The organism is Synechococcus sp. MU1643, from assembly GCF_020514095.1.
In the GTDB taxonomy this organism is placed as follows: Bacteria; Cyanobacteriota; Cyanobacteriia; order PCC-6307; family Cyanobiaceae; genus Parasynechococcus.
In genome coordinates, this window is the sequence record NZ_VTKY01000005.1 from 106601 (window position 1) to 125761 (window position 19161).

Genomic DNA, 19161 nt, shown 5'->3' on the forward strand with positions numbered 1-19161 from the left:
CACCTATGGCCAACCACGACCCCATTTCCGACATGCTCACCCGCATTCGCAATGCGAGTGAGAAACGTCACGAAACCACCAAGATCCCCGCTTCGCGGATGACCCGCAGCATCGCCAAGGTGCTGCAACAGGAGGGCTTCATCTCCGAGATCAGCGAGCAGGGTGAAGGCGTTCGCACCGAACTGGTGCTCGCCCTCAAGTACAGCGGCAAGCACAGGCTGCCCACCATCCGCTCCATGCAGCGGGTCAGCAAGCCCGGTCTCCGCATATACAAGAACACTCGCGGCCTGCCCAAAGTCCTCGGCGGACTGGGTGTGGCGATCATCTCCACCTCCAAGGGTGTGATGAGCGACCGCGACGCCCGCCGTGAGGGCGTCGGTGGCGAAGTGCTCTGTTACGTCTACTGATCCGGAGCTGAACCATGTCACGAATCGGCAAAAACCCCGTTCCCGTCCCTGAAAAGGTCACCGTTTCCCTCGACGGCCTCACCGTCAAGGTGAAAGGGCCCAAAGGCGAGCTGGAGCGCACCCTTCCTGATGGCGTCAGCGTCAGCCAGGACAACAACACCATCGTGGTCTCCCCCACGAGCACCAAGCGCATCTCCCGTGAGCGCCACGGCCTGAGCCGCACCCTTGTCGCCAACATGATCGAGGGTGTCAACAACGGCTACAGCAAGTCCCTGGAGATCGTCGGCGTGGGCTCCCGTGCCCAGGTCAAAGGCAAAACCCTCGTGGTGAGTGCTGGCTACAGCCACCCCGTCGAGATGGAAGCACCTGAGGGCATCACCTTCAAGGTGGAGAACAACACCAAGGTGATTGTCTCCGGAATCGATAAGGAGCTGGTGGGCAACGAAGCCGCCAAGGTCCGCGCCATCCGCCCCCCCGAGCCTTACAAGGGCAAGGGCATCAAGTACGAGGGCGAGCGCATCCTGCGCAAGGCAGGCAAGTCCGGCAAGAAATAAGCCTTGTCCTGACGTTCCTACCCTTCATCCACCATGTCCCAACTGTCCCGCAAACAGCAGACGCAGAAACGCCACCGGCGTCTGCGTCGTCACATCACCGGAACCTCAGACCGTCCGCGGCTGGCCGTGTTCCGCTCCAACAACCACATCTACGCCCAGGTCATCGACGACGCGGCCCAGAGCACACTGTGCTCAGCCTCCACCGTTGACAAGGAGCTGCGTGCCGGCCTCAAGGCTCCGGCTGGCGGCTGCGACGCCTCTGTCGCCGTCGGCGAACTGGTCGCCAAGCGCGCCATTGCCAAAGGCATCCAGCAGGTGGTGTTCGACCGCGGCGGAAATCTGTACCACGGCCGGATTAAAGCCCTCGCCGATGCCGCCCGGGAAGCGGGCCTTCAGTTCTGATTCCTGCTTAACCCATGACAGATTCCTCCCCCCAATCCAATCCCAACGCCGTACCGGGTGCAGCCGACGTTCCAGCGGCAGCCGAAGGGCAGCAGCATCAGGAACAGCGCCGCGGCCGTGGCGACCGTGACGGTCGTCGTGGCGACCGGCGTGGTGGTCGTCGCGGCCAAGAGCGCGACTCCGAATGGCAAGAGCGCGTGGTTCAGATCCGCCGCGTCTCCAAAACCGTCAAAGGCGGCAAGAAGATGAGCTTCCGGGCCATCGTTGTCGTCGGCAACGAGAAAGGCCAGGTCGGCGTTGGCGTCGGCAAGGCAGGTGATGTGATCGGTGCTGTCCGCAAGGGTGTTGCCGATGGCAAAAAGCACCTCGTCAAGGTGCCGCTGACCCGTCACAACTCCATCCCGACCATCTCCAATGGTCGTGACGGTGCTGCGAGCGTGCTCATCCGCCCTGCAGCGCCTGGTACCGGTGTGATCGCTGGCGGTTCAATCCGCACAGTGCTCGAACTCGCTGGCATCAAGAATGTCCTGGCCAAGCGTCTGGGCAGCAAGACCCCCCTGAACAATGCACGGGCTGCCATGGTGGCCCTGTCGCTTCTCCGCACCCATAAGGAGACGGCCAAGGAACGGGGAATCTCCCTCGAACAGATCTATTCCTGATTCGCGATGACTCTCCGACTCGATTCCCTCAAATCAAACAAGGGCGCTCGTCGCCGCAAACTGCGCAAGGGCCGCGGCATCGCTGCCGGTCAGGGCGCCAGCTGCGGCTTCGGTATGCGCGGCCAGAAATCCCGCTCGGGTCGCCCCACGCGCCCCGGTTTCGAGGGTGGCCAAATGCCTCTTTACCGCCGGGTGCCGAAGCTGAAGCACTTCCCCCTGGTCAATCCCAAGCACTTCACCGTGCTCAACGTCTCGGCATTGAACGACCTGAAGGACGGCAGCTCCGTCAACTTGGATTCCCTAGTTAAGGACGGCATCGTGACCAGCCCCAAGCATCCGCTGAAGATGCTCGGCAACGGTGAACTGAAAGCCCAAAAGCTGACAGTGCAAGCCGCGGCGTTCACAGCATCCGCCCGCACCAAGATCGAAGCCGCAGGTGGCACCTGCGAAATCCTCGACTAATCAAGGGCTCGCCCCCAAGTCAGCCCTAGGGTCTGAGCCGTCCGCTGGATTTCGATCCACGGGCGGCTTCTTGGCTTTTCGCCCAACTTCACTTTCTTCCGGACATGCTCGTCAGTCGGGGTCGCAACCCCAACGCCTCCGAAGTGATCGGCCAGCTGATCACCAACCCTGGGCTCCGCAGTCGTGTGCTCACCACACTCGGTCTGCTGTTGTTGGTGCGTCTTGGGATCTACATCCCGATGCCAGGAATCGATCGAGAAGCGTTCAAGCAGTTCATCGATCAGGGCGGACAGCTGATCGGTTTCCTCGACATTTTCACCGGCGGGGGCATCTCCACCCTGGGCATTTTTGCCCTTGGGATCCTGCCGTTCATCAATGCCTCGATCATCCTCCAGCTGCTGACCGCAGCGCTGCCGCAACTGGAAGACCTCCAGAAGAATGAGGGCGAGGCCGGCCGACGCAAGATCGCCCAGATCACTCGCTATGTGGCGCTGGGATGGGGGCTCGTCCAGAGCGTGGTCTTCGCGATGATCCTGCGCCAATACGCCGTGGAAGGCCTCAGCGAAGTGACCTTTGTGGTGCAGACGGCACTGGCCTTAGTCACCGGATCGATGGTGGTGATGTGGCTGAGTGAAGTGATCACGGAGCGGGGCATCGGCCAGGGAGCCTCCCTGGTGATTTTTCTGAACATCGTCGCCACCCTGCCGCGCACCCTCGGCGCCACGATCGAAGCCGCTCAAACCGGTGACCGCGACACCGTGCTGGGCATCATTGTTCTTGTGCTGGTGTTCCTGGCAACGATCGTTGGAATCATCTTCGTGCAGGAGGGGGCTCGCCGTATTCCCATCGTCAGTGCCAAGCGCCAGGTGGGTGGAGCAGGCGTTCTCCCCACCCGTCAGAGCTATCTGCCGCTCAAGCTGAATGCTGGCGGTGTGATGCCGATCATCTTTGCCTCAGCCCTTATTTTCCTGCCGGTCACCATCGCCAACCTGACCAAGAGCGAGTGGTTGATCCGTGCTGCCAGTGCACTAAATCCCGGAGCAGCGAACCCCTGGCCGTACGCTCTGACCTTTTTTGGGTTGATCCTGGGCTTCTCCTACTTCTACGCCTCACTCACGGTGAATCCCGCTGACATAGCCACCAACCTGAAACGGGGTGGTGTGGCAATTCCGGGCGTCCGCCCCGGCAGCGCCACGGCCAACTATCTCTCAGGAGTCCAGAACCGCCTCACCTTGCTGGGTGGTCTGTTCCTCGGCGCCGTCGCCATCATTCCTGCGGCCGTGGAACGCGCCACAAATGTGCAGACCTTCCAAGGTCTTGGCGCTACTTCACTGCTGATCCTGGTCGGTGTGGCCATCGACACCGCCAAGCAAGTGCAGACCTATGTGATTTCTCAACGCTACGAAGGCCTGGTTCGCCAATGAGCGCTGCTGAGCAGCGCACCTTCCGTTCACTTCACCCCACGATTACGAAACCATGAAAAATTGCTTGCTCTTTCTTGGCCCTCCCGGAGCCGGCAAAGGCACCCAGGCCACCCGACTGTGCGATGCCAACAGCATGAAGCATCTGTCCACAGGCGATCTGCTTCGCTCTGAAGTGTCAGCCGGCAGCGAACTAGGCAAAGAAGCTGAAGCGGTGATGAACCGCGGCGAGTTGGTGAGCGACGCCCTCGTGCTGGCAATTGTGGAAAGCCAGATGAAGGCACTCACCACGGATGGATGGCTGCTGGATGGGTTTCCACGCACAGTGCCCCAAGCGGAAGCCCTCGAACCCCTACTGGCCGAATTGCAGCAACCCATCCAGGCCGTGGTTCTGCTGGAGCTGGATGACGCCGTTTTGATTGAACGGCTGCTGGCCCGCGGTCGCGCCGACGACAACGAAGCGGTGATCCGCAATCGCCTTGAGGTTTACCGTGAGAAAACGGCACCTCTAATTCGCTTTTACAGCGATAAAGGTCTCCTGGTTTCCGTCCCTGCCCAGGGCTCTGTCGAGGAGATCACCAAGCGGATCGAATCCATACTGAGTTGACCCGCATGGTAATGTTGCCGTTTGGAAATTTGGAGAGCCACGCCTCATGAAGGTGCGCAGCTCAGTGAAAAAAATGTGTGACAAGTGCCGGGTGATCCGTCGCCACGGCAAGGTCATGGTCATTTGCACCAACCCCAAGCACAAACAGCGCCAGGGCTGATCCCCAGCTGTTCTAAAACATTCCTCGCCTCCAGGACCTCGGAGGTATCTGTCCTTTTCAACTGAACGAACGTGGCACGGATCGCCGGCGTTGACATTCCCCGCGACAAGCGGATTGAAGTGTCCCTCACCTACATCTACGGAGTTGGGCTCACCCGCTCACAGTCCATCCTGGCCAAAACCGGTGTGAACCCTGACATCCGGGTGAAAGATCTGGAGGACGGAGATCTTCAGAAGCTCCGCGGTGCTCTAGAGGAGTACACGGTGGAAGGTGATCTGCGCCGTCAGGAAGGCATGGCCCTCAAGCGCCTGCAAGACATTGGCTGCCTCCGTGGCCGTCGCCACCGCATGAGCCTTCCGGTTCGTGGCCAACGCACCCGCACCAACGCCCGTACCCGCCGCGGCGCGCGGAAAACTGTGGCTGGCAAGAAGAAGTAAGTCCTCTACATCCTTATCCCTGACTGCATACGGCCATGGCTAAAACCGTCAAAAAATCCGGGCCTAAGAAGGCCAAGCGCAACGTCCCCAACGGTGTTGCTCACATCCAGAGCACCTTCAACAACACCATCGTGTCCATCACCGACACGGCCGGTGAGGTGATTTCTTGGTCCTCCGCAGGCGCCAGTGGTTTCAAAGGTGCTCGCAAAGGCACCCCCTTCGCCGCTCAAACTGCTGCAGAGGCAGCCGCACGTCGTGCACTCGACCAAGGCATGCGTCAGATTGAAGTGCTTGTGAGAGGCCCTGGCTCAGGCCGTGAGACCGCCATTCGCGCACTCCAAGTTGCTGGCCTCGAAATCACCCTGATTCGCGACGTCACTCCCCTGCCCCATAACGGTTGCCGCCGGCCCAAGCGCCGCCGCGTCTGAACCGAGCTGATTTCCGTCCGGTTTCTCCACTTACCCCGATTCAGATCGTGTTGCAGTACCAGATTGATCGCATCGAGCATCAGGTGGCCGAGGATCGCGCCCAGTCCGGCGTCTTCCTGATCGGCCCCCTAGAGCGTGGCCAGGCCACGACCCTGGGCAACGCGTTGCGTCGCGTGCTGATGGGTGGCCTCGAAGGCAGTGCCGTCACCGCTATCCGGATTGCCGGTGTCAATCACGAATACGCCACGGTTCCTGGGGTACGTGAAGACGTTCTCGACATCCTGCTGAACTGCAAGGAGCTCACAGTCAGCAGCCGTTCGGCCGAACTGGAGATCGGCCGTCTTGTGGTGGCTGGTCCCGCTGAAGTCAAGGCCGGAGATCTGCAGTTCTCCTCTCAGGTTCAAGTGGTGGACGCCGATCGTCCGATCGCCACCGTGGCCGATGGCCACAGCCTCGAGCTGGAAGTTCACGTTGAGCGTGGCGTCGGCTATCGCCCGGTGGATCGGTACAACGAAGAAACCAGTGCCATCGATCTGCTCCAGATCGATGCGGTGTTCATGCCTGTGACCCGGGTCAATTTCACGATTGACGAAACCGCCGTTGCTGAAGGCGGTTCGGCCCGCGAGCGCCTTCGGATGGAGATCATCACTGACGGCTCCATTACTCCCGACGACGCCCTGGCTCAGTCGGCCAATCAATTGATTGAGCTGTTCCAGCCGCTTGCCACGGTCACTCTCGTGGAGGAAGTTCCTGCTGAACCCGAGCCCTCGGCGGAAGCACAGATTCCTCTAGAGGAATTGAACCTTTCGGTTCGGGCCTACAACTGCCTCAAGCGCGCCCAGGTCAACTCCGTGTCTGACCTGATGGGCTTCAGCTATGAGGATCTACTCGAGATCAAGAACTTCGGTTCCAAATCCGCTGATGAAGTCATCGAAGCCCTCGAGCGCATCGGCATCTCCATCCCCCAGAGCCGGACTTCTGCATAACCGCAGAACGGCCTGAACGTCCTTTTTCGTCTTCGTCACCGACAGAACCATGCGTCATCAATGCCGAGTTCCTCAGCTGGGACGTCCAGCTGACCAGCGCAAGGCAATGCTGCGCGCCCTAACCACCCAGCTGATTCGCGAAGGTCGGGTCACCACCACCAAGGCACGGGCCAAGGCGCTTCGCGATGAAGCCGAGCGCATGATCACCCTGGCCAAGGACGGCAGCCTCGCCTCTCGTCGCCGGGCCATGGGCTACATCTACGACAAGCAACTGGTGCATGCCCTGTTCGACAAGGCACCCAACCGCTACAGCGATCGCAAGGGCGGCTACACCCGCATCACGCGTACCGTTCCCCGCCGTGGCGATAACGCCGAGATGGCCATCATTGAATTGGTCTGATCAGGCCTCACGTCAGTCCTGACGTTTGAATACCGCACCCTCGTCTGCAAGTCTTGAGCCAGCGTCCCTTCAGCGGATCGGCCTCAGCCTTCAGTACGAGGGTTCTTCGTTTTGTGGCTGGCAGCGCCAACGCAACGGTCGCAGTGTTCAGGCCGTGCTGGATGACGCCATCGCCCAGCTCGATCCGCACCGGCCAGTGCAGACCTTTGCCGCCGGTCGTACCGATGCCGGCGTTCATGCCGCCGGCCAGGTGGTGCACTTCGACTGCAGTGGCCCGATCCCCGCTCACAAATGGGCCCCGGCCTTGAACGGCCGCCTGCCGAGCACCATTCGTGTGCGCGAATCCGTCGCCCGTTCCCTCGATTGGCATGCCTGTTACTCCGCCATCTACCGGCGGTACCGGTACACGATTCACAACGGCCGGCGCCCCAATCTGTTTCTCAGCCCCTGGAGCTGGCACCGCTACCAACAGAGGCTGGATGCGTCCCGCATGCGGGACGCTTTGAACACCATGCTTGGCCTACACGACTTCAGCGCCTTCATGAAGGCAGGCAGCCGTCGCGCCCATGCCCGAACAACCGTGCAGGAGGTGCTCGTGGAGCGCCAAGGCGATCTTCTCCGGGTTGAGATTCAGGCCAGTGGTTTTCTGTACGGCATGGTTCGCCTGCTGATGGCCCAGTTGGTGGCCGTTGGCGAGCACCGTCTCAGTGTTGCCGCCTTTGAACATCGCTGGCGGGAACGACGACGCCACGAGGTGAAGGAGGCAGCGCCAGCCACAGGCCTCTGCTTGCTTCGGGCTGGCTATGCGGAGCCCATCTTCACCAAAGCCGGCTGGTACGATTGTCAACCGTGGTTTTTTCTGGCCGAGAGCGATCCGCCTCCGGATCCACCCTCAACGCCGGAATAAACGGGCCTCTACTTGGAATGCTGCCCAACTCACAGGAGCTGGAGGGCTGAAGAGTAAGCTCGATCTTTAGCCCCGTCAGGTCCAGCTCTGGACCGACCCCCTTTGCCCAGTTCCGCTGCATTAGGCGGGACATACCCGAACCGGCATGCCGGCGCGATGAACAAGACCTCTCTCCCCCCGATTGATTCGATCGACCGCCAGTGGTACTTGGTGGACGCTGAGAATCAAACCCTCGGCCGTTTGGCCACTGAAGTGGCAGCCGTGCTCCGCGGCAAGAACAACCCCAGCTTCACCCCCCATCTGGACACCGGTGATTTTGTCGTCGTTGTGAACGCCGAGAAGATCAAGGTCTCCGGCCGTAAGCCCCAGCAGAAGCTGTACCGCCGTCACTCCGGTCGTCCCGGTGGAATGAAGGTGGAAACCTTCGAGGCTCTGCAGGAAAGGATTCCCGAGCGGATCGTGGAGAAGGCCATCAAAGGCATGCTTCCCCACAACGCCCTGGGCCGCCAGATGTTCCGCAAGCTCAAGGTCTACAAGGGCACCGAGCATCCCCACGCCGCTCAGAAGCCCCAGCCTCTTCAGCTCAACCCCTCCGCATCCGCCAAATGAGCAACAATTCCGTCGTTTATTGGGGCACCGGTCGTCGCAAGACTTCTGTCGCCCGTGTTCGCCTCGTCCCCGGCAATGGAACGATCACCATCAACGGTCGTCCCGGCGACAACTATCTGAACTACAACCCCTCATACATCGCAGCGGTGAAGGCTCCCCTAGAGACCCTCGGCCTTAGCAGCGAGTACGACATCCTCGTGAACGTTCACGGTGGTGGACTCACCGGTCAGTCCGGCGCCATTAAGCAGGGTGCTGCCCGCGCCCTGTGTGAACTGTCTGCCGACAACCGCAAGCCGCTGAAGACGGAAGGTCACCTGAGCCGCGACCCCCGTGCCAAGGAACGCCGCAAGTACGGCCTCAAGAAAGCCCGTAAGGCTCCTCAGTTCTCCAAGCGCTGATTTTTTACCGATGCCAAAGCCCGACATTCATCCCACCTGGTATCCCGACGCCAAGGTGATCTGCAACGGCGAAGTGGTCATGACCACAGGCGCCACCCAGCCCGAGATCCACGTCGACGTCTGGAGCGGCAACCACCCCTTCTTCACTGGCACCCAGAAGATTCTCGACACCGAGGGTCGTGTGGACCGCTTCATGAAGAAGTACGGCATGGGCACCAAGAAAAAAGGTGCCGACTCCGCCAAGGCCGAGTCCAAAGCCTGAGGGTGAGAACGGGGCATGGACGCCTCGACCTTGTTCACACGGCTGGAAACAGCCACAGCCAGCTTCCGCAACCTCGAGCGGCAGCTGGCTGATCCTGATGTGGCCGCTGATCCGAAGCGGATTGAATCGATCGCACGGGAGCGATCAAGGCTTGAGCCTCTTGTGCTCGACTTCGAGGAACTCAAGAAACTCGAATCCGAGCGTGATTCCGCACGTCAACTGCTCAAAGACAGTCGCGGTGACGCTGCGATGGAGGAACTTGCGCAAGATGAGTTGGCCAGCCTCCAAGAGCAGCATTCAACGCTGACGGAGCGGCTCACCCTCGCTCTGCTGCCGCGAGATCCCCGCGATGAGCGCAGCGTGATGCTGGAAATTCGTGCCGGCGCAGGGGGCGACGAGGCCTGTCTCTGGGCCGGTGATCTGGCACGGATGTATGAGCGTTACAGCCAGAAAGTGGGCTGGGCCGTGCAATCCATCAGCTGCACCGAGGCCGACCTGGGAGGGTTTCGTGAACTAATCCTTTCGGTGCGTGGCGACAGCGTTTACAGCCAACTGAAATTTGAAGCGGGAGTGCATCGGGTGCAACGCGTCCCGGCCACAGAATCCCAGGGTCGGGTCCACACCTCCACAGCCACGGTGGCCGTGATGCCGGAAGCCGATGCCGTGGAAGTTCAGCTCGATCCAAAGGATCTCGACATCAGCACCGCTCGTTCAGGCGGTGCGGGGGGGCAAAACGTCAACAAGGTGGAAACAGCCGTGGACCTTCTCCACAAACCCACGGGGATCCGTGTGTTCTGCACCCAGGAACGCTCCCAGCTGCAGAACCGGGAACGGGCGCTGGAAATCCTGCGCGCCAAATTGTTGGAGCGGGAGCAGGCTGCTGCTGCGGAACGGGAAAGCAGCGACCGCCGCGCCCAGGTGGGCAGTGGTGACCGCTCCGAAAAAATCCGCACCTACAACTACAAAGACAACCGAACCACCGATCACCGGCTGGGTCGAAACTTCACCCTTGAGCCTGTGCTGGAGGGCCAATTGGAGGACCTGATCGGTGCGTGCATCGCCGAAGAGCAACGTCAGAAACTCGAAGCCCTGAGCGATCAAGCCGAGACCTGACGGTCAAGCACCAATGACGTATTTCGCCCATTCCTGATGATGCCCGGAATGGATCTGGCGCCGGGCCTCAAAACTGAGGCTGCTGGCCGGCCGCCGCGGGACATGGCGCAAAGGCATGGCGGCTTCCTTCGGAGTTCGGTTGCCCTTTCGCACATTGCAGCTGAGACAGGCGGTGGTCACGTTCTCCCAGGTGTCACCACCTCCCCGACTGCGGGGCATCACATGGTCGATTGACAACTGATTGTCACGACTGCCGCAGTACTGGCAGGTGTGGTTGTCCCGCTGGAAGAGGTTGCGACGCGTCAGGGGCAGCTGACGGAAGGGAACGCGGACGTACTGCCGCAGGCGAATCACCGTCGGCAGGTGGGTGCCTTGACGAAGTTGTCGACAGGGGTCGTGTTCCAGGCTCTCGGCCTTGCCCTTCAGCATCATCACCACAGCCCTTCTCCAGGTGGTGATATTGAGCGGCTCGTAGGACGCATTGAGAACGAGAACCTGGCCCATGCCAGCTCACTCAATAAGGTTCATGCTATCGGCGATGTGAAGCCGTCTCGGTAGCGCCGAGCACTGCCTGTGACTCCGGAGCTGAATCCACGTCAGCGCGCCTGGGTGGAAGTTTCACCTGCAGCGATTCAGGCCAATGCCAGGGCTCTCTGCCAGCACCTCGGTCCTCGTACCCAACTGATGGCGGTGGTGAAGGCCGATGGTTATGGACACGGCGCCGAAACGGTGGCACGGGCTGCTCTGAAAGGGGGAGCCACCAGCCTTGGCGTGGCCACGCTGCAGGAGGGTCTTGAACTGAGGCGGGCCGGCCTGGAGGCACCGGTGCTGTTGCTGAGCAACCTCTGTGAACCAGACGACCTGCGCACCTGCCTGCACTGGCGGTTGATGCCCACCCTGAGCAGCCTCAAGGAGGCCCAGCTCTGCAATGAGCTCGCTGCCGACAGCGGTCGATGTTTCGACGTGCAGCTGAAGATCGACACCGGCATGGCACGGCTGGGCTGCTCCCTCAGCGACGGCTATCAGACCGCGACGGAGCTGCAAAATCTGGAACACCTCAATCTGGAAGGCATCTACAGCCATCTGGCCTGTGCTGATGAGCCAGACGATGCCTTGACCAGCCTCCAGCAGGATCGTTTCGTGAGCATGCTCTCGGCCCTGCCCCAAGCGGGCACCAGCATCAACCGCCATCTGGCCAACTCCGCGGGGACCCTGCTCAACCGGGAACTGCACCACGACCTCGTGCGCGTTGGTCTAGCCCTATACGGCCATGCCCCCGCTGCCCATCTGAGCGATGTCATTCCCCTGCAACCCGCGCTGGCGGTTCGCGCCCGGGTCAGCCTGATCCGCGAGGTAGCCGCTGGCACAGGAGTCAGCTACGGCCACCGCTTCATCACCCAGCGCCCAACTCGGCTAGCGGTGGTGGGCATCGGCTATGCCGATGGAGTTCTGCGGTCCCTCAGCGGGCACATTCACGCGCTGTATCGCAATCGCCAGCTGCCTCAGGTGGGAGCCATCACCATGGACCAGCTGATGCTGGATGCCACCGATGCAGCTGAGCTGGAGGAAGGCGACATCGTCACTCTGCTGGGCCAAGACGGCGATCTGGAGTTAAGCCCTCAGATTTGGAGCAACCACTGCGGTTCGATTCCCTGGGAGATCCTCTGTGGTTTCAAACGACGCCTACCCCGCGTTGAAGTCTGACCAACTGCCCAGCACTTGGTACTCTGGGTGCGCTGCTGGAGAGGTGGCTGAGTGGTTGAAAGCGGCTCCCTGCTAAGGAGTTACAGGAGGCAACTTCTGTCGAGGGTTCGAATCCCTCCCTCTCCGTTCCAAGTTCATTGACTCAATTCGCTGGCTGATCAGAGCTAGCTAACAGGTTGAGTTGCCGTGCCAGCTCCGGCAAAAGGGATTCGTCCCTGGCGCGATCAGGCCCCGTCGTGAAGACCACCAGCAAACTGGGTGGCTGCTGTTCGGAGGTCTGAAACCACGCTGCGTCGTGACGGGCCTGACTCATCCAGCCGGCTTTGCTCCAGAGGAGCGCGTCCTCAGGTAAGCCCCCACCGAGAAACCCATCAACCTGGTTTTCAGGATCGGCACGACGCTGCTGATGATCCAGCGAGCGCCGCAACAGACCCTGCAGTCGACGACAGGCCGGCGGTGAAACCGCAGCACCGGTCATCACCGCCTCCAGCATCCGGGCTGTCGCAGCGGTGGACAAGCCATTGCGGTTGCTGTTGTCAGCCCCGTAGAACAATTTCTCCCGGCCATAGGGACCATCACCCCAGGTCTTTTGGCAGCAATTCACCCCCTCAAGTTCCGGCCAGTCCAAGGTCTGCAACCAGCCGTTGATCAAACGACGCTGCTGCGTCCAAAGCTCCCAGCGTTCGCCGTGAAGTGCAGGGCCACTGGTGGTGCCTGTGAGTAGATCAACCACAAGCCCAGTCGCATCGTTGCTGGAGTCGGCGATCATGTCGCGCACCGCGCGCTGCAATTCGTCGTTTTCAGGGATCAGATCCCGTTGCAGCCACTGCTCAACGGCGACTGCATAGAACAGCTTCACCACGCTGGCCGGATAAAGGATCCGGTCTTGGTTCCAGGAAGCACCACTGCCCTGACCAGCCTCCGGTGCAGCGTCGTCGTACCTCACCCAGGTGATCGCCAGGCTGTTGCGCAGCCCTGGGCGGCCGTCAGCATCGAGCCCATCGAGGGCCGCCTCAAGCCGAGCCGCCATTGCGGGATCGGGACGGTAGAACGCCATAGCGATTCAATTGGGCCATGGCGACGTTAGGCACCCTGCTGGCCCCAGACCTGATTGAGACAGGCTCCTGTTGGCAGCTGTGCACTGACGTCAATGGCTACTCGAGATCCGACGGCGAGAGCCTGACCACCCAGGCCTGTTCTGGACGCCGCTTTCGCATCCTGGAGAGGCAGCGCAGGAGGATCGCTGTTCAGCTGCTTGAGGATGGTTACCGCTGCTGGCTCGCACTCGAGTCGGTTCTGGGACGAGCTGAGCAATGTGCACCCTGGCGACCGTCGCCGCTGAACGTGGCGGACATTGAACGACGTCTACCCGGCGTGCTCGCCTGGAGCGAAACCGCCCAGAAACGTCCCAACGTCTATCTTTGGGGCGGAACCACTGAACCGGACATGGATTGTTCCGGTCTGATGCAAATGGCCTTTGCCAGCCAGGGAATTTGGATTCCGCGAGATGCCTATCAGCAGGAGCGATTCTGCCAACCAATTGCCGCTCTCCCCAACGATCACAGCCTGCTGCTCCCAGGAGATCTACTGTTTTTTGGCACACGCCGGCGTTGCACCCATGTGGGGCTCCATCTCGGCGATGGCCGCTACCGCCATAGCTCAGGCCAGGACCATGGGCGCAATGGAATCGGCATCGACAACCTCCACAGCAGCGATCAACACCCGGTGGCTTGCCACTACAGGGCTGAATTCCGCGGCGCAGGCCGTGTGGTGCGATGCCATGACGGATCGCATCTCTCCTGACGTTGTCAGCCTGATCAACCGGGCCCCTGCTTAAGTTGACCAACTAGCAGCGCGACAGGCATGAGTGCACCCCTGAATCTCTCGGTGGTGGTGCCGCTGTACAACGAAGAGGAAAGCCTGCCCCATCTGGTTGAGCAGCTCCTTTCAGCACTGCGTCCAACCGACGAGACGTTTGAGCTGGTCCTGGTCGACGACGGATCCAGCGACCGTACCGCCAAAGTGCTGGCCGAGGTCAGCGCAGAGGTGCCCGAAGTGGTGGCTGTGCTGCTGCGCAAGAACTATGGCCAGACCGCAGCCATGGCGGCTGGTTTTGATGTGGCTGGCGGAGAGGTCATCGTCAGCCTGGATGGGGATCTTCAGAACGATCCAGCCGACATCCCCATGCTGCTGGTCAAATTGAGGGAGGGGTATGACCTCGTGAGTGGCTGGCGCCATCAGCGCCAGGACGCCGCCCTCCAGCGCAAACTTCCCTCCCGGATCGCCAACCGCTTGATCGGCCGGGTGACCGGGGTGCGGCTGCATGACTACGGCTGCTCCCTCAAGGCCTATCGACGGGAGGTGCTGGCAGACATGCGGCTCTATGGAGAGCTGCATCGCTTTCTTCCCGCCCTGGCCTTCATCGAAGGCGCACGGATCACCGAAGTGAAGGTGAACCACCGAGCGCGTCAGTTCGGCAGCAGCAAATACGGGATCGATCGCACCTTCCGTGTGCTGATGGATCTGCTCACCGTCTGGTTCATGAAGCGTTTTCTGACTCGACCGATGTACGTTTTCGGCTTCGGGGGACTGCTGGCAATCACCGCCAGCCTTGTCACCAGCACCTATCTCTTCGTGATTAAGGTGATGGGAGGCGACATTGCCAATCGCCCACTGCTCACCCTCGCGGTGGTGCTTGGTTTGGCGGGGATTCAACTGTTCTGCTTCGGGCTTCTCGGCGAACTGCTGATCCGCACCTACCACGAAAGCCAGGATCGACCGATTTATCGCATCCGAGAAACGTTGCGGGGAGCCCGAGCCGGCTGAGTGGTCTGGGCAGCGGCTGGCGCACCACGGAACGGTGCGATCGCGGCGGCTGCTTCTTCCACCACACGCGCATCGCTGTCCCGCAATGCTTGGCGCAGCAGGGGTAAAGCCGAGCGGTGCCCCCATCGGGCGGCCAAACGAACGGCGCGTAAACGCTCCTCGGGGCCAGCCTCCATGTCGGCCTTGAGGCGACGCTCCAGGTCAAGACGCTCGAGGGGAGTGCTCGGTGACATCCAGGAAACCAAGGAAGCATCGGCGGATTCCCCATCAGCGGCAGCCTCAATCACCAGTTCCAGCTGGGCACGGTTGATCTGTGCGACACGGCTGGCATCCGTGCTGGAGAGCATCGGCTTCACCGGCTTCCTGCGCAACCAGAGCACCACCGTGAGCAGCACGACGGCACCAGGGAGGAGAACGTTCTGCATGCGGATTGAACTTTTATGTCGCCGTCGGGGCCTAAAGCAGGCCTTCAGAACGGACCTACTTACAGTAGCTGCGAAGCTTTTGGCCTCGACATGACTGGAGATTTCGCTGCTGCCTGGCTGCCTGCGATTTTCGTGCCCATCACAGGAATCGTGTTCCCTGCAGTGTTCATCGTCCTTGTTGGTCGAGTGATCACCGCGGCCGAGTGACCGCGACCTGCGGACCGTTTCAACCCCTCAGCACTCGTAATTCATGACCGTCACTCCTGCTGCTGATCCCTGCGTCGGCAACCTGGCGACACCCGTCAACAGCGGCTATTTCATCAAGGGTCTGATCAACAACCTGCCCCTGTACCGCCCCGGGATTTCCCCGAACTTCCGTGGTCTGGAAACCGGTGCAGCCTTCGGTTATCTGCTCTACGGCCCCTTCACCATCTGCGGCCCCCTGCGTGCCACGGAGTACCAGCAAACCGCTGGACTGCTGGCTGCCATTGGCGCCGTGCACATCCTCAGCCTGCTGTTCCTCCTCTACAACCAGCCCGGCAAGCAACCCAACATCCCCCCTGCAGATGTGACGGTTGAGAATCCCCCCGCCGACCTCTTCACCCGCACCGGTTGGTCTGACTTCACCAGTGGATTCTGGCTGGGTGGTTGCGGCGGTGCCGTTTTCGCCTGGTTCCTCTGTAACACCGTTCACGTTCAGGAGCTGTTCAAGATCGCTGCTGGTGTCTGGAGCGTCGGCTGAAGCCATTCACCGAAACCTCTAAACCAAAATCACTAACCCCCCGGTTGCCTGGGATCAGGCAACCGGGGGGTTTTTCCTGGCAGGATTCATTCACATTTGAGACGTCCCGGTGCGGTCGATCTCCCAGCCGTTTCTTAGGCGGCCGATTCTTACGGTCGTCTGCAGCCTGCTGATCCTTTTGGCGGGGTGCACGGCGCTATTCGGCCTGGGGCTGGAGGATCTACCGCCCCTCGCTCCCACCCGCGTGAGTGTGAGCGCCAACTTCCCGGCGGCTTCACCGGAAGTGGTGGAGCAAAGCGTGACCAGGGTTTTGGAACAACAGCTGAATGGCCTTGAAGGGGTCGAAAGCATCAGCTCAACAAGCAGACAGGGCGGAGCAAGCATCTCGTTGCGCTTCAACGCGGGTGATCCCGAGCTGAATGCGATCAAGGTGCAGAACAAAGTGAACCTGGCCAGCCGCAGGCTGCCTCAGGCCGTGACGCGCCAGGGGCTCCAAGTGCGGCGCTCCTCGGAAGACCTATTGATGATCTTGGGGTTCAGCCACCCACCGGATCAATACGTCCCCACCTTTCTCACGGGCTGGCTGGACCAGACCCTGCGGGACGCACTGCTCACCACACCAGGCATCGGCGATGTGCAGGTGTTCGGCAGCAGTGAACTCTCCTTTCGCCTTTGGTTGGATCCTCAACGCCTCGAACAGAACAACCTCACCCTTGGCGACGTCAGCCGTGCCCTGGCCGAACAAAACGTTTTGGCTGCCGTTGGCAGCATCGGGGCTGCCCCAGTTCCATCGGGCCAATTGCTGAACCTTCCGGTGGAGGCGGAAGGGCGACTCCGCAGCCAATCGGATTTCGAGAATCTCGTGTTGCGCCGGCTGGAGAACGGCGGGCTGCTGCGCCTGAAGGATGTGGGACGGGTTGCACTCGGACAGCGCAATTACGGACGCGAGGCCATGAATTTGGCCGGCGAACGTTCAGTGGCCGTGGGTGTCTACCAGCGCGATGGGGCCAATGCCCTGGAGGTGAGCAGAACGATTAAGCGCAAGTTGCAGCAGTTGGAAGCGAGCTTCCCCCCGGACATCGAGCTATCCGTGATCGTGGATGTGGCCGACACAGTTCAGGCCAACCTTGATCGCACCTTCAACACCCTGCGCGATGCCGTGCTGCTGGTGCTGCTGGTGCTGGTGCTGTTTCTGGGCAGATGGCGTCTGGCCCTGATCCCTGGCCTTGCCGTGCCGGTGGCGCTGGTTGGAAGCCTCAGCCTGGTGAAACTGAGCGGTTCCAATCTCAACAGCCTGATCCTGTTTGGGCTGGTGCTGGCCACCGGGATCGTTGTGGATGACGCCATCGTCGTAAGCGAAGACATCGCCGGACGCATCGAACGGGGCACACCCCCCGAACAGGCGGCCGAAGACGCCATGGCTGAGCTGGCGACCGCCGTTGTGGCCACCTCATTGGTGCTGGCAGCCGTGTTCCTGCCCGTTCTGCTCATTCCTGGATCGATCGGACGCCTCTATCAACCGATCGCCCTAGCCATCAGCGGAGCGATTCTGTTCTCCACCTTGAATGCGCTCAGCTTCACCCCAATGGCCTGCGCCCGGGTGCTGGGCCCAGGTGGCGGCCATCTTCCTGGGGCGATCGGCAAGCTCAGCCGCTGGCTTCGGCAGGGAATGCAAACCCTGGAAGGACAATACGCGAAACATCTCGAGCACTGGCTGCAGCGCAAGCGACTCATCGCCTTTCTGCTGCTGAGCGGTCTGGTCTTTACCGCCTCCGGATTGGCGGTGATGCCGACAGCGTTCATCCCCGATGACGACCAAGGCCAAATTCGCGGCTACTTCACCCTTCCCGATGGCGCCAGCCTCGAGCGCAGCGTGGCAGTGATGGACGACATCCGACGCGTCGTCAGCGAAGAGCCGCTGGTGCGCACTGGAAACTTTTATGCCGGCAGCTCCTTCGGACAGAGCGGAGAAGACCGTGGATCGTTTTACCTGCGCCTTCAGCCACTCAAGGATCGACCTGGCAAAGAGCAGAGCAGCACCGCCATCAAACGCCGTCTCAGCCGAGAGGTTCAACAACGGGTTGGTGATGCCAGAGTCGTGCTGATCACCCCTCCAGCCGTGCGGGGCTTCAGCAGTGAATCAGGACTCTCGCTGGAACTGCTTGACCGCAGCGGAGGGCAACTCAGCCTGGAGCAATTCGGCCAAGTCGCCCAGGACTTCATCCAGACGGCCAAGGCGACAGACCGATTTGAACGGGTGAGCACCCGCTTTGATGCCAGTTTTCCCCGCTGGCGGCTTGAGCTCGACCGCGACCAACTGGCTGGCCTCAACCTCGACTACGGCGCAACGCTGCGAGAAATCGGCACTGCCTTCGGCGGCCGCTACATCGATGACACCTACGACGACGGTCGAATCCGCTCGATTGTTCTGCAGCTGGATGGCAGCGAGCGACGTCGGCCGGAAGATCTCACGGGTCTGATGGTGCGCAACCGCAGCGGTGAGCTGATGTCGGTCGCAAGCGTGGCCAGCCTGACCCGCGAGGAAGGCGTCAACAACATTCGTCATTTCGGGCTCAACCGGGCAATTCGGATCACCGCCATCCCCGCGCCAACGGTCAGCAGCGGTGAAGCCATCGAAGCGCTGAACCAGGCCGGTGATCGCATCGGAGGCAGCAACATCGGCCTGGCCTTCACGGGCCTGGCGTTGGAAGAACAACGGGCTGGGCAGGTGACCTGGGTGCTGTTCGCTCTCGGCGTGACGGTGGTCTATCTGCTGCTGGCCGCTCTCTACGAGAGTTTCGTTGACCCGTTGATCATCCTGCTCACCGTGCCGATGGCCCTGCTCGGAGCTCTGATCGGCTTGAAATTGCGGGGTCTCCCACTGGATGTTTACGGCCAGATGGGACTTCTGGTGCTGGTGAGCCTGGCGGCCAAGAATGGAATTTTGATCGTGGAATTCGCCAACCAGCGGATTGCGGCGGGCCTGGCCCTGCGCGAAGCCGTTGTGGACGCGGCCGTGAACCGGATGCGCCCGATCCTGCTGACAGCGGTCACATCCTTGGCGGGTTTCCTGCCCCTTCTGTTCGCCAAGGGCACGGGAGCCGCTAGCAGAACCAGCATTGGCACCGTGGTGTTCAGCGGACTGTTAGTGGCCTCGTTTCTGTCCCTGTTTGCCGTCCCTGCCGTTTATCTGATGCTGAAACGCAATCGAATGCCCACCGCGTAGGGTGCCATCTCGATTCAATGGTTCTG

26 protein-coding genes and 1 tRNA gene are annotated in these 19161 nt (G+C 61.2%); 24 read left to right on the forward strand and 3 right to left on the reverse strand.

Annotated features, from left to right (window positions below; genetic code table 11):
• The first annotated feature begins 5 nt into the window (after window positions 1-5).
• The 17 genes from rpsH to prfA all read left to right on the forward strand — a co-directional run bounded on the left by rpsH (window position 6) and on the right by prfA (window position 10212).
• The gene (gene rpsH, locus FZX09_RS09130) at window positions 6-407 is read left to right on the forward strand and encodes a 30S ribosomal protein S8 (protein ID WP_006850769.1); all 402 of its coding nucleotides are present in this window, start codon (window positions 6-8) and stop codon (window positions 405-407) included.
• Window positions 408-421: 14 nt separating this feature from the next.
• Window positions 422-961, forward strand: coding sequence for a 50S ribosomal protein L6 (gene rplF / locus FZX09_RS09135; protein ID WP_226402146.1), 540 nt, complete (start codon window positions 422-424; stop codon window positions 959-961).
• 33 nt (window positions 962-994) lie between these two features.
• Window positions 995-1363, forward strand: a complete 369-nt coding sequence (gene rplR / locus FZX09_RS09140) for a 50S ribosomal protein L18 (RefSeq protein ID WP_226402147.1) — start codon at window positions 995-997, stop codon at window positions 1361-1363.
• Window positions 1364-1377: 14 nt separating this feature from the next.
• Window positions 1378-2022 carry a 30S ribosomal protein S5 gene (gene rpsE, locus FZX09_RS09145; RefSeq protein ID WP_226402148.1) on the forward strand — a complete coding sequence of 215 codons (645 nt, stop codon included), beginning with the start codon at window positions 1378-1380 and terminating at the stop codon, window positions 2020-2022.
• Between the two features lie 6 nt (window positions 2023-2028).
• On the forward strand, window positions 2029-2484 hold the full coding sequence (gene rplO / locus FZX09_RS09150) for a 50S ribosomal protein L15 (protein WP_226402149.1): 456 nt from the start codon (window positions 2029-2031) through the stop codon (window positions 2482-2484).
• Between the two features lie 104 nt (window positions 2485-2588).
• Window positions 2589-3908 (forward strand): preprotein translocase subunit SecY, encoded by a 1320-nt coding sequence (secY, locus tag FZX09_RS09155; protein WP_226402150.1) that lies wholly within the window; start codon window positions 2589-2591, stop codon window positions 3906-3908.
• 52 nt (window positions 3909-3960) lie between these two features.
• The gene (locus FZX09_RS09160; protein ID WP_226402151.1) at window positions 3961-4512 is read left to right on the forward strand and encodes an adenylate kinase; all 552 of its coding nucleotides are present in this window, start codon (window positions 3961-3963) and stop codon (window positions 4510-4512) included.
• Window positions 4513-4558: 46 nt separating this feature from the next.
• Window positions 4559-4672, forward strand: coding sequence for a 50S ribosomal protein L36 (gene rpmJ, locus FZX09_RS09165; protein ID WP_071840122.1), 114 nt, complete (start codon window positions 4559-4561; stop codon window positions 4670-4672).
• Between the two features lie 71 nt (window positions 4673-4743).
• Complete coding sequence (gene rpsM / locus FZX09_RS09170) at window positions 4744-5109, forward strand: 30S ribosomal protein S13 (protein ID WP_226402152.1); 366 nt, start codon at window positions 4744-4746, stop codon at window positions 5107-5109.
• Between the two features lie 35 nt (window positions 5110-5144).
• Window positions 5145-5537, forward strand: a complete 393-nt coding sequence (gene rpsK, locus FZX09_RS09175; protein ID WP_006850182.1) for a 30S ribosomal protein S11 — start codon at window positions 5145-5147, stop codon at window positions 5535-5537.
• Between the two features lie 47 nt (window positions 5538-5584).
• Complete coding sequence (locus FZX09_RS09180) at window positions 5585-6523, forward strand: DNA-directed RNA polymerase subunit alpha (protein WP_226402223.1); 939 nt, start codon at window positions 5585-5587, stop codon at window positions 6521-6523.
• 49 nt (window positions 6524-6572) lie between these two features.
• Window positions 6573-6923, forward strand: a complete 351-nt coding sequence (rplQ, locus tag FZX09_RS09185; RefSeq protein WP_006851925.1) for a 50S ribosomal protein L17 — start codon at window positions 6573-6575, stop codon at window positions 6921-6923.
• 25 nt (window positions 6924-6948) lie between these two features.
• Window positions 6949-7830 (forward strand): tRNA pseudouridine(38-40) synthase TruA, encoded by an 882-nt coding sequence (gene truA / locus FZX09_RS09190; protein WP_226402153.1) that lies wholly within the window; start codon window positions 6949-6951, stop codon window positions 7828-7830.
• Between the two features lie 156 nt (window positions 7831-7986).
• Window positions 7987-8439 (forward strand): 50S ribosomal protein L13, encoded by a 453-nt coding sequence (gene rplM, locus FZX09_RS09195; protein WP_226402154.1) that lies wholly within the window; start codon window positions 7987-7989, stop codon window positions 8437-8439.
• Window positions 8436-8837 (forward strand): 30S ribosomal protein S9, encoded by a 402-nt coding sequence (rpsI, locus tag FZX09_RS09200; RefSeq protein WP_006849745.1) that lies wholly within the window; start codon window positions 8436-8438, stop codon window positions 8835-8837. The genes rplM and rpsI overlap by 4 nt, the downstream gene beginning before the upstream one ends.
• Before the next feature lie 10 nt (window positions 8838-8847).
• A complete protein-coding gene (rpmE, locus tag FZX09_RS09205; protein ID WP_006851595.1) occupies window positions 8848-9099 on the forward strand; it encodes a 50S ribosomal protein L31 in 252 nt (83 codons plus the stop codon).
• A gap of 15 nt (window positions 9100-9114) precedes the next feature.
• Complete coding sequence (prfA, locus tag FZX09_RS09210) at window positions 9115-10212, forward strand: peptide chain release factor 1 (protein ID WP_226402155.1); 1098 nt, start codon at window positions 9115-9117, stop codon at window positions 10210-10212.
• A 3-nt stretch (window positions 10213-10215) separates the two neighbouring features.
• Here the strand turns inward: prfA and FZX09_RS09215 are convergent, their stop codons facing one another.
• Window positions 10216-10716 carry an HNH endonuclease gene (locus FZX09_RS09215; protein WP_188021621.1) on the reverse strand — a complete coding sequence of 167 codons (501 nt, stop codon included), beginning with the start codon at window positions 10714-10716 and terminating at the stop codon, window positions 10216-10218.
• A gap of 69 nt (window positions 10717-10785) precedes the next feature.
• Between FZX09_RS09215 and alr the strand changes: the two genes are divergently transcribed.
• Together alr and FZX09_RS09225 are read left to right on the forward strand one after the other, a co-directional pair.
• The gene (gene alr, locus FZX09_RS09220) at window positions 10786-11916 is read left to right on the forward strand and encodes an alanine racemase (RefSeq protein WP_226402156.1); all 1131 of its coding nucleotides are present in this window, start codon (window positions 10786-10788) and stop codon (window positions 11914-11916) included.
• A 37-nt stretch (window positions 11917-11953) separates the two neighbouring features.
• A tRNA-Ser gene (locus tag FZX09_RS09225) sits at window positions 11954-12042 on the forward strand.
• A 16-nt stretch (window positions 12043-12058) separates the two neighbouring features.
• Here the strand turns inward: FZX09_RS09225 and FZX09_RS09230 are convergent.
• A complete protein-coding gene (locus tag FZX09_RS09230) occupies window positions 12059-12973 on the reverse strand; it encodes a serine hydrolase (RefSeq protein WP_226402157.1) in 915 nt (304 codons plus the stop codon).
• Window positions 12974-12990: 17 nt separating this feature from the next.
• Here FZX09_RS09230 and FZX09_RS09235 point away from each other — a divergent pair, with 17 nt between their 5' ends.
• Complete coding sequence (locus FZX09_RS09235) at window positions 12991-13719, forward strand: C40 family peptidase (protein ID WP_226402158.1); 729 nt, start codon at window positions 12991-12993, stop codon at window positions 13717-13719.
• Between the two features lie 60 nt (window positions 13720-13779).
• Entirely contained in the window at window positions 13780-14742 is a 963-nt protein-coding gene (locus tag FZX09_RS09240; RefSeq protein WP_226402159.1) for a glycosyltransferase family 2 protein, read from the forward strand.
• Here FZX09_RS09240 and FZX09_RS09245 read toward each other — a convergent pair.
• The gene (locus tag FZX09_RS09245; protein WP_226402160.1) at window positions 14700-15167 is read right to left on the reverse strand and encodes a HEAT repeat domain-containing protein; all 468 of its coding nucleotides are present in this window, start codon (window positions 15165-15167) and stop codon (window positions 14700-14702) included. The two genes, FZX09_RS09240 and FZX09_RS09245, sit on opposite strands and share 43 nt — an antisense overlap.
• 90 nt (window positions 15168-15257) lie before the next feature.
• Here FZX09_RS09245 and FZX09_RS09250 point away from each other — a divergent pair, with 90 nt between their 5' ends.
• The 3 genes from FZX09_RS09250 to FZX09_RS09260 all read left to right on the forward strand — a co-directional run bounded on the left by FZX09_RS09250 (window position 15258) and on the right by FZX09_RS09260 (window position 19135).
• Window positions 15258-15374, forward strand: a complete 117-nt coding sequence (locus FZX09_RS09250; RefSeq protein WP_006851672.1) for a photosystem I reaction center subunit VIII — start codon at window positions 15258-15260, stop codon at window positions 15372-15374.
• Window positions 15375-15417: 43 nt separating this feature from the next.
• On the forward strand, window positions 15418-15909 hold the full coding sequence (locus FZX09_RS09255; protein ID WP_226402161.1) for a photosystem I reaction center protein subunit XI: 492 nt from the start codon (window positions 15418-15420) through the stop codon (window positions 15907-15909).
• A 109-nt stretch (window positions 15910-16018) separates the two neighbouring features.
• Window positions 16019-19135 carry an efflux RND transporter permease subunit gene (locus FZX09_RS09260; protein ID WP_226402162.1) on the forward strand — a complete coding sequence of 1039 codons (3117 nt, stop codon included), beginning with the start codon at window positions 16019-16021 and terminating at the stop codon, window positions 19133-19135.
• Window positions 19136-19161: the final 26 nt, after the last annotated feature.

What these genes read in the sequence shown, in the direction of transcription:
- rpsH (WP_006850769.1), top strand. Translation starts at nt 6, where the DNA reads ATGGCCAACCACGACCCCATTTCCGACATGCTCACCCGCATTCGCAAT.
- rplF (WP_226402146.1), top strand. Translation starts at nt 422, where the DNA reads ATGTCACGAATCGGCAAAAACCCCGTTCCCGTCCCTGAAAAGGTCACC.
- rplR (WP_226402147.1), top strand. Translation starts at nt 995, where the DNA reads ATGTCCCAACTGTCCCGCAAACAGCAGACGCAGAAACGCCACCGGCGT.
- rpsE (WP_226402148.1), top strand. Translation starts at nt 1,378, where the DNA reads ATGACAGATTCCTCCCCCCAATCCAATCCCAACGCCGTACCGGGTGCA.
- rplO (WP_226402149.1), top strand. Translation starts at nt 2,029, where the DNA reads ATGACTCTCCGACTCGATTCCCTCAAATCAAACAAGGGCGCTCGTCGC.
- secY (WP_226402150.1), top strand. Translation starts at nt 2,589, where the DNA reads ATGCTCGTCAGTCGGGGTCGCAACCCCAACGCCTCCGAAGTGATCGGC.
- FZX09_RS09160 (WP_226402151.1), top strand. Translation starts at nt 3,961, where the DNA reads ATGAAAAATTGCTTGCTCTTTCTTGGCCCTCCCGGAGCCGGCAAAGGC.
- rpmJ (WP_071840122.1), top strand. Translation starts at nt 4,559, where the DNA reads ATGAAGGTGCGCAGCTCAGTGAAAAAAATGTGTGACAAGTGCCGGGTG.
- rpsK (WP_006850182.1), top strand. Translation starts at nt 5,145, where the DNA reads ATGGCTAAAACCGTCAAAAAATCCGGGCCTAAGAAGGCCAAGCGCAAC.
- rplQ (WP_006851925.1), top strand. Translation starts at nt 6,573, where the DNA reads ATGCGTCATCAATGCCGAGTTCCTCAGCTGGGACGTCCAGCTGACCAG.
- rplM (WP_226402154.1), top strand. Translation starts at nt 7,987, where the DNA reads ATGAACAAGACCTCTCTCCCCCCGATTGATTCGATCGACCGCCAGTGG.
- rpsI (WP_006849745.1), top strand. Translation starts at nt 8,436, where the DNA reads ATGAGCAACAATTCCGTCGTTTATTGGGGCACCGGTCGTCGCAAGACT.
- rpmE (WP_006851595.1), top strand. Translation starts at nt 8,848, where the DNA reads ATGCCAAAGCCCGACATTCATCCCACCTGGTATCCCGACGCCAAGGTG.
- prfA (WP_226402155.1), top strand. Translation starts at nt 9,115, where the DNA reads ATGGACGCCTCGACCTTGTTCACACGGCTGGAAACAGCCACAGCCAGC.
- FZX09_RS09215 (WP_188021621.1), bottom strand. Translation starts at nt 10,716, where the DNA reads ATGGGCCAGGTTCTCGTTCTCAATGCGTCCTACGAGCCGCTCAATATC.
- FZX09_RS09230 (WP_226402157.1), bottom strand. Translation starts at nt 12,973, where the DNA reads ATGGCGTTCTACCGTCCCGATCCCGCAATGGCGGCTCGGCTTGAGGCG.
- FZX09_RS09235 (WP_226402158.1), top strand. Translation starts at nt 12,991, where the DNA reads ATGGCGACGTTAGGCACCCTGCTGGCCCCAGACCTGATTGAGACAGGC.
- FZX09_RS09240 (WP_226402159.1), top strand. Translation starts at nt 13,780, where the DNA reads ATGAGTGCACCCCTGAATCTCTCGGTGGTGGTGCCGCTGTACAACGAA.
- FZX09_RS09245 (WP_226402160.1), bottom strand. Translation starts at nt 15,167, where the DNA reads ATGCAGAACGTTCTCCTCCCTGGTGCCGTCGTGCTGCTCACGGTGGTG.
- FZX09_RS09250 (WP_006851672.1), top strand. Translation starts at nt 15,258, where the DNA reads ATGACTGGAGATTTCGCTGCTGCCTGGCTGCCTGCGATTTTCGTGCCC.
- FZX09_RS09255 (WP_226402161.1), top strand. Translation starts at nt 15,418, where the DNA reads ATGACCGTCACTCCTGCTGCTGATCCCTGCGTCGGCAACCTGGCGACA.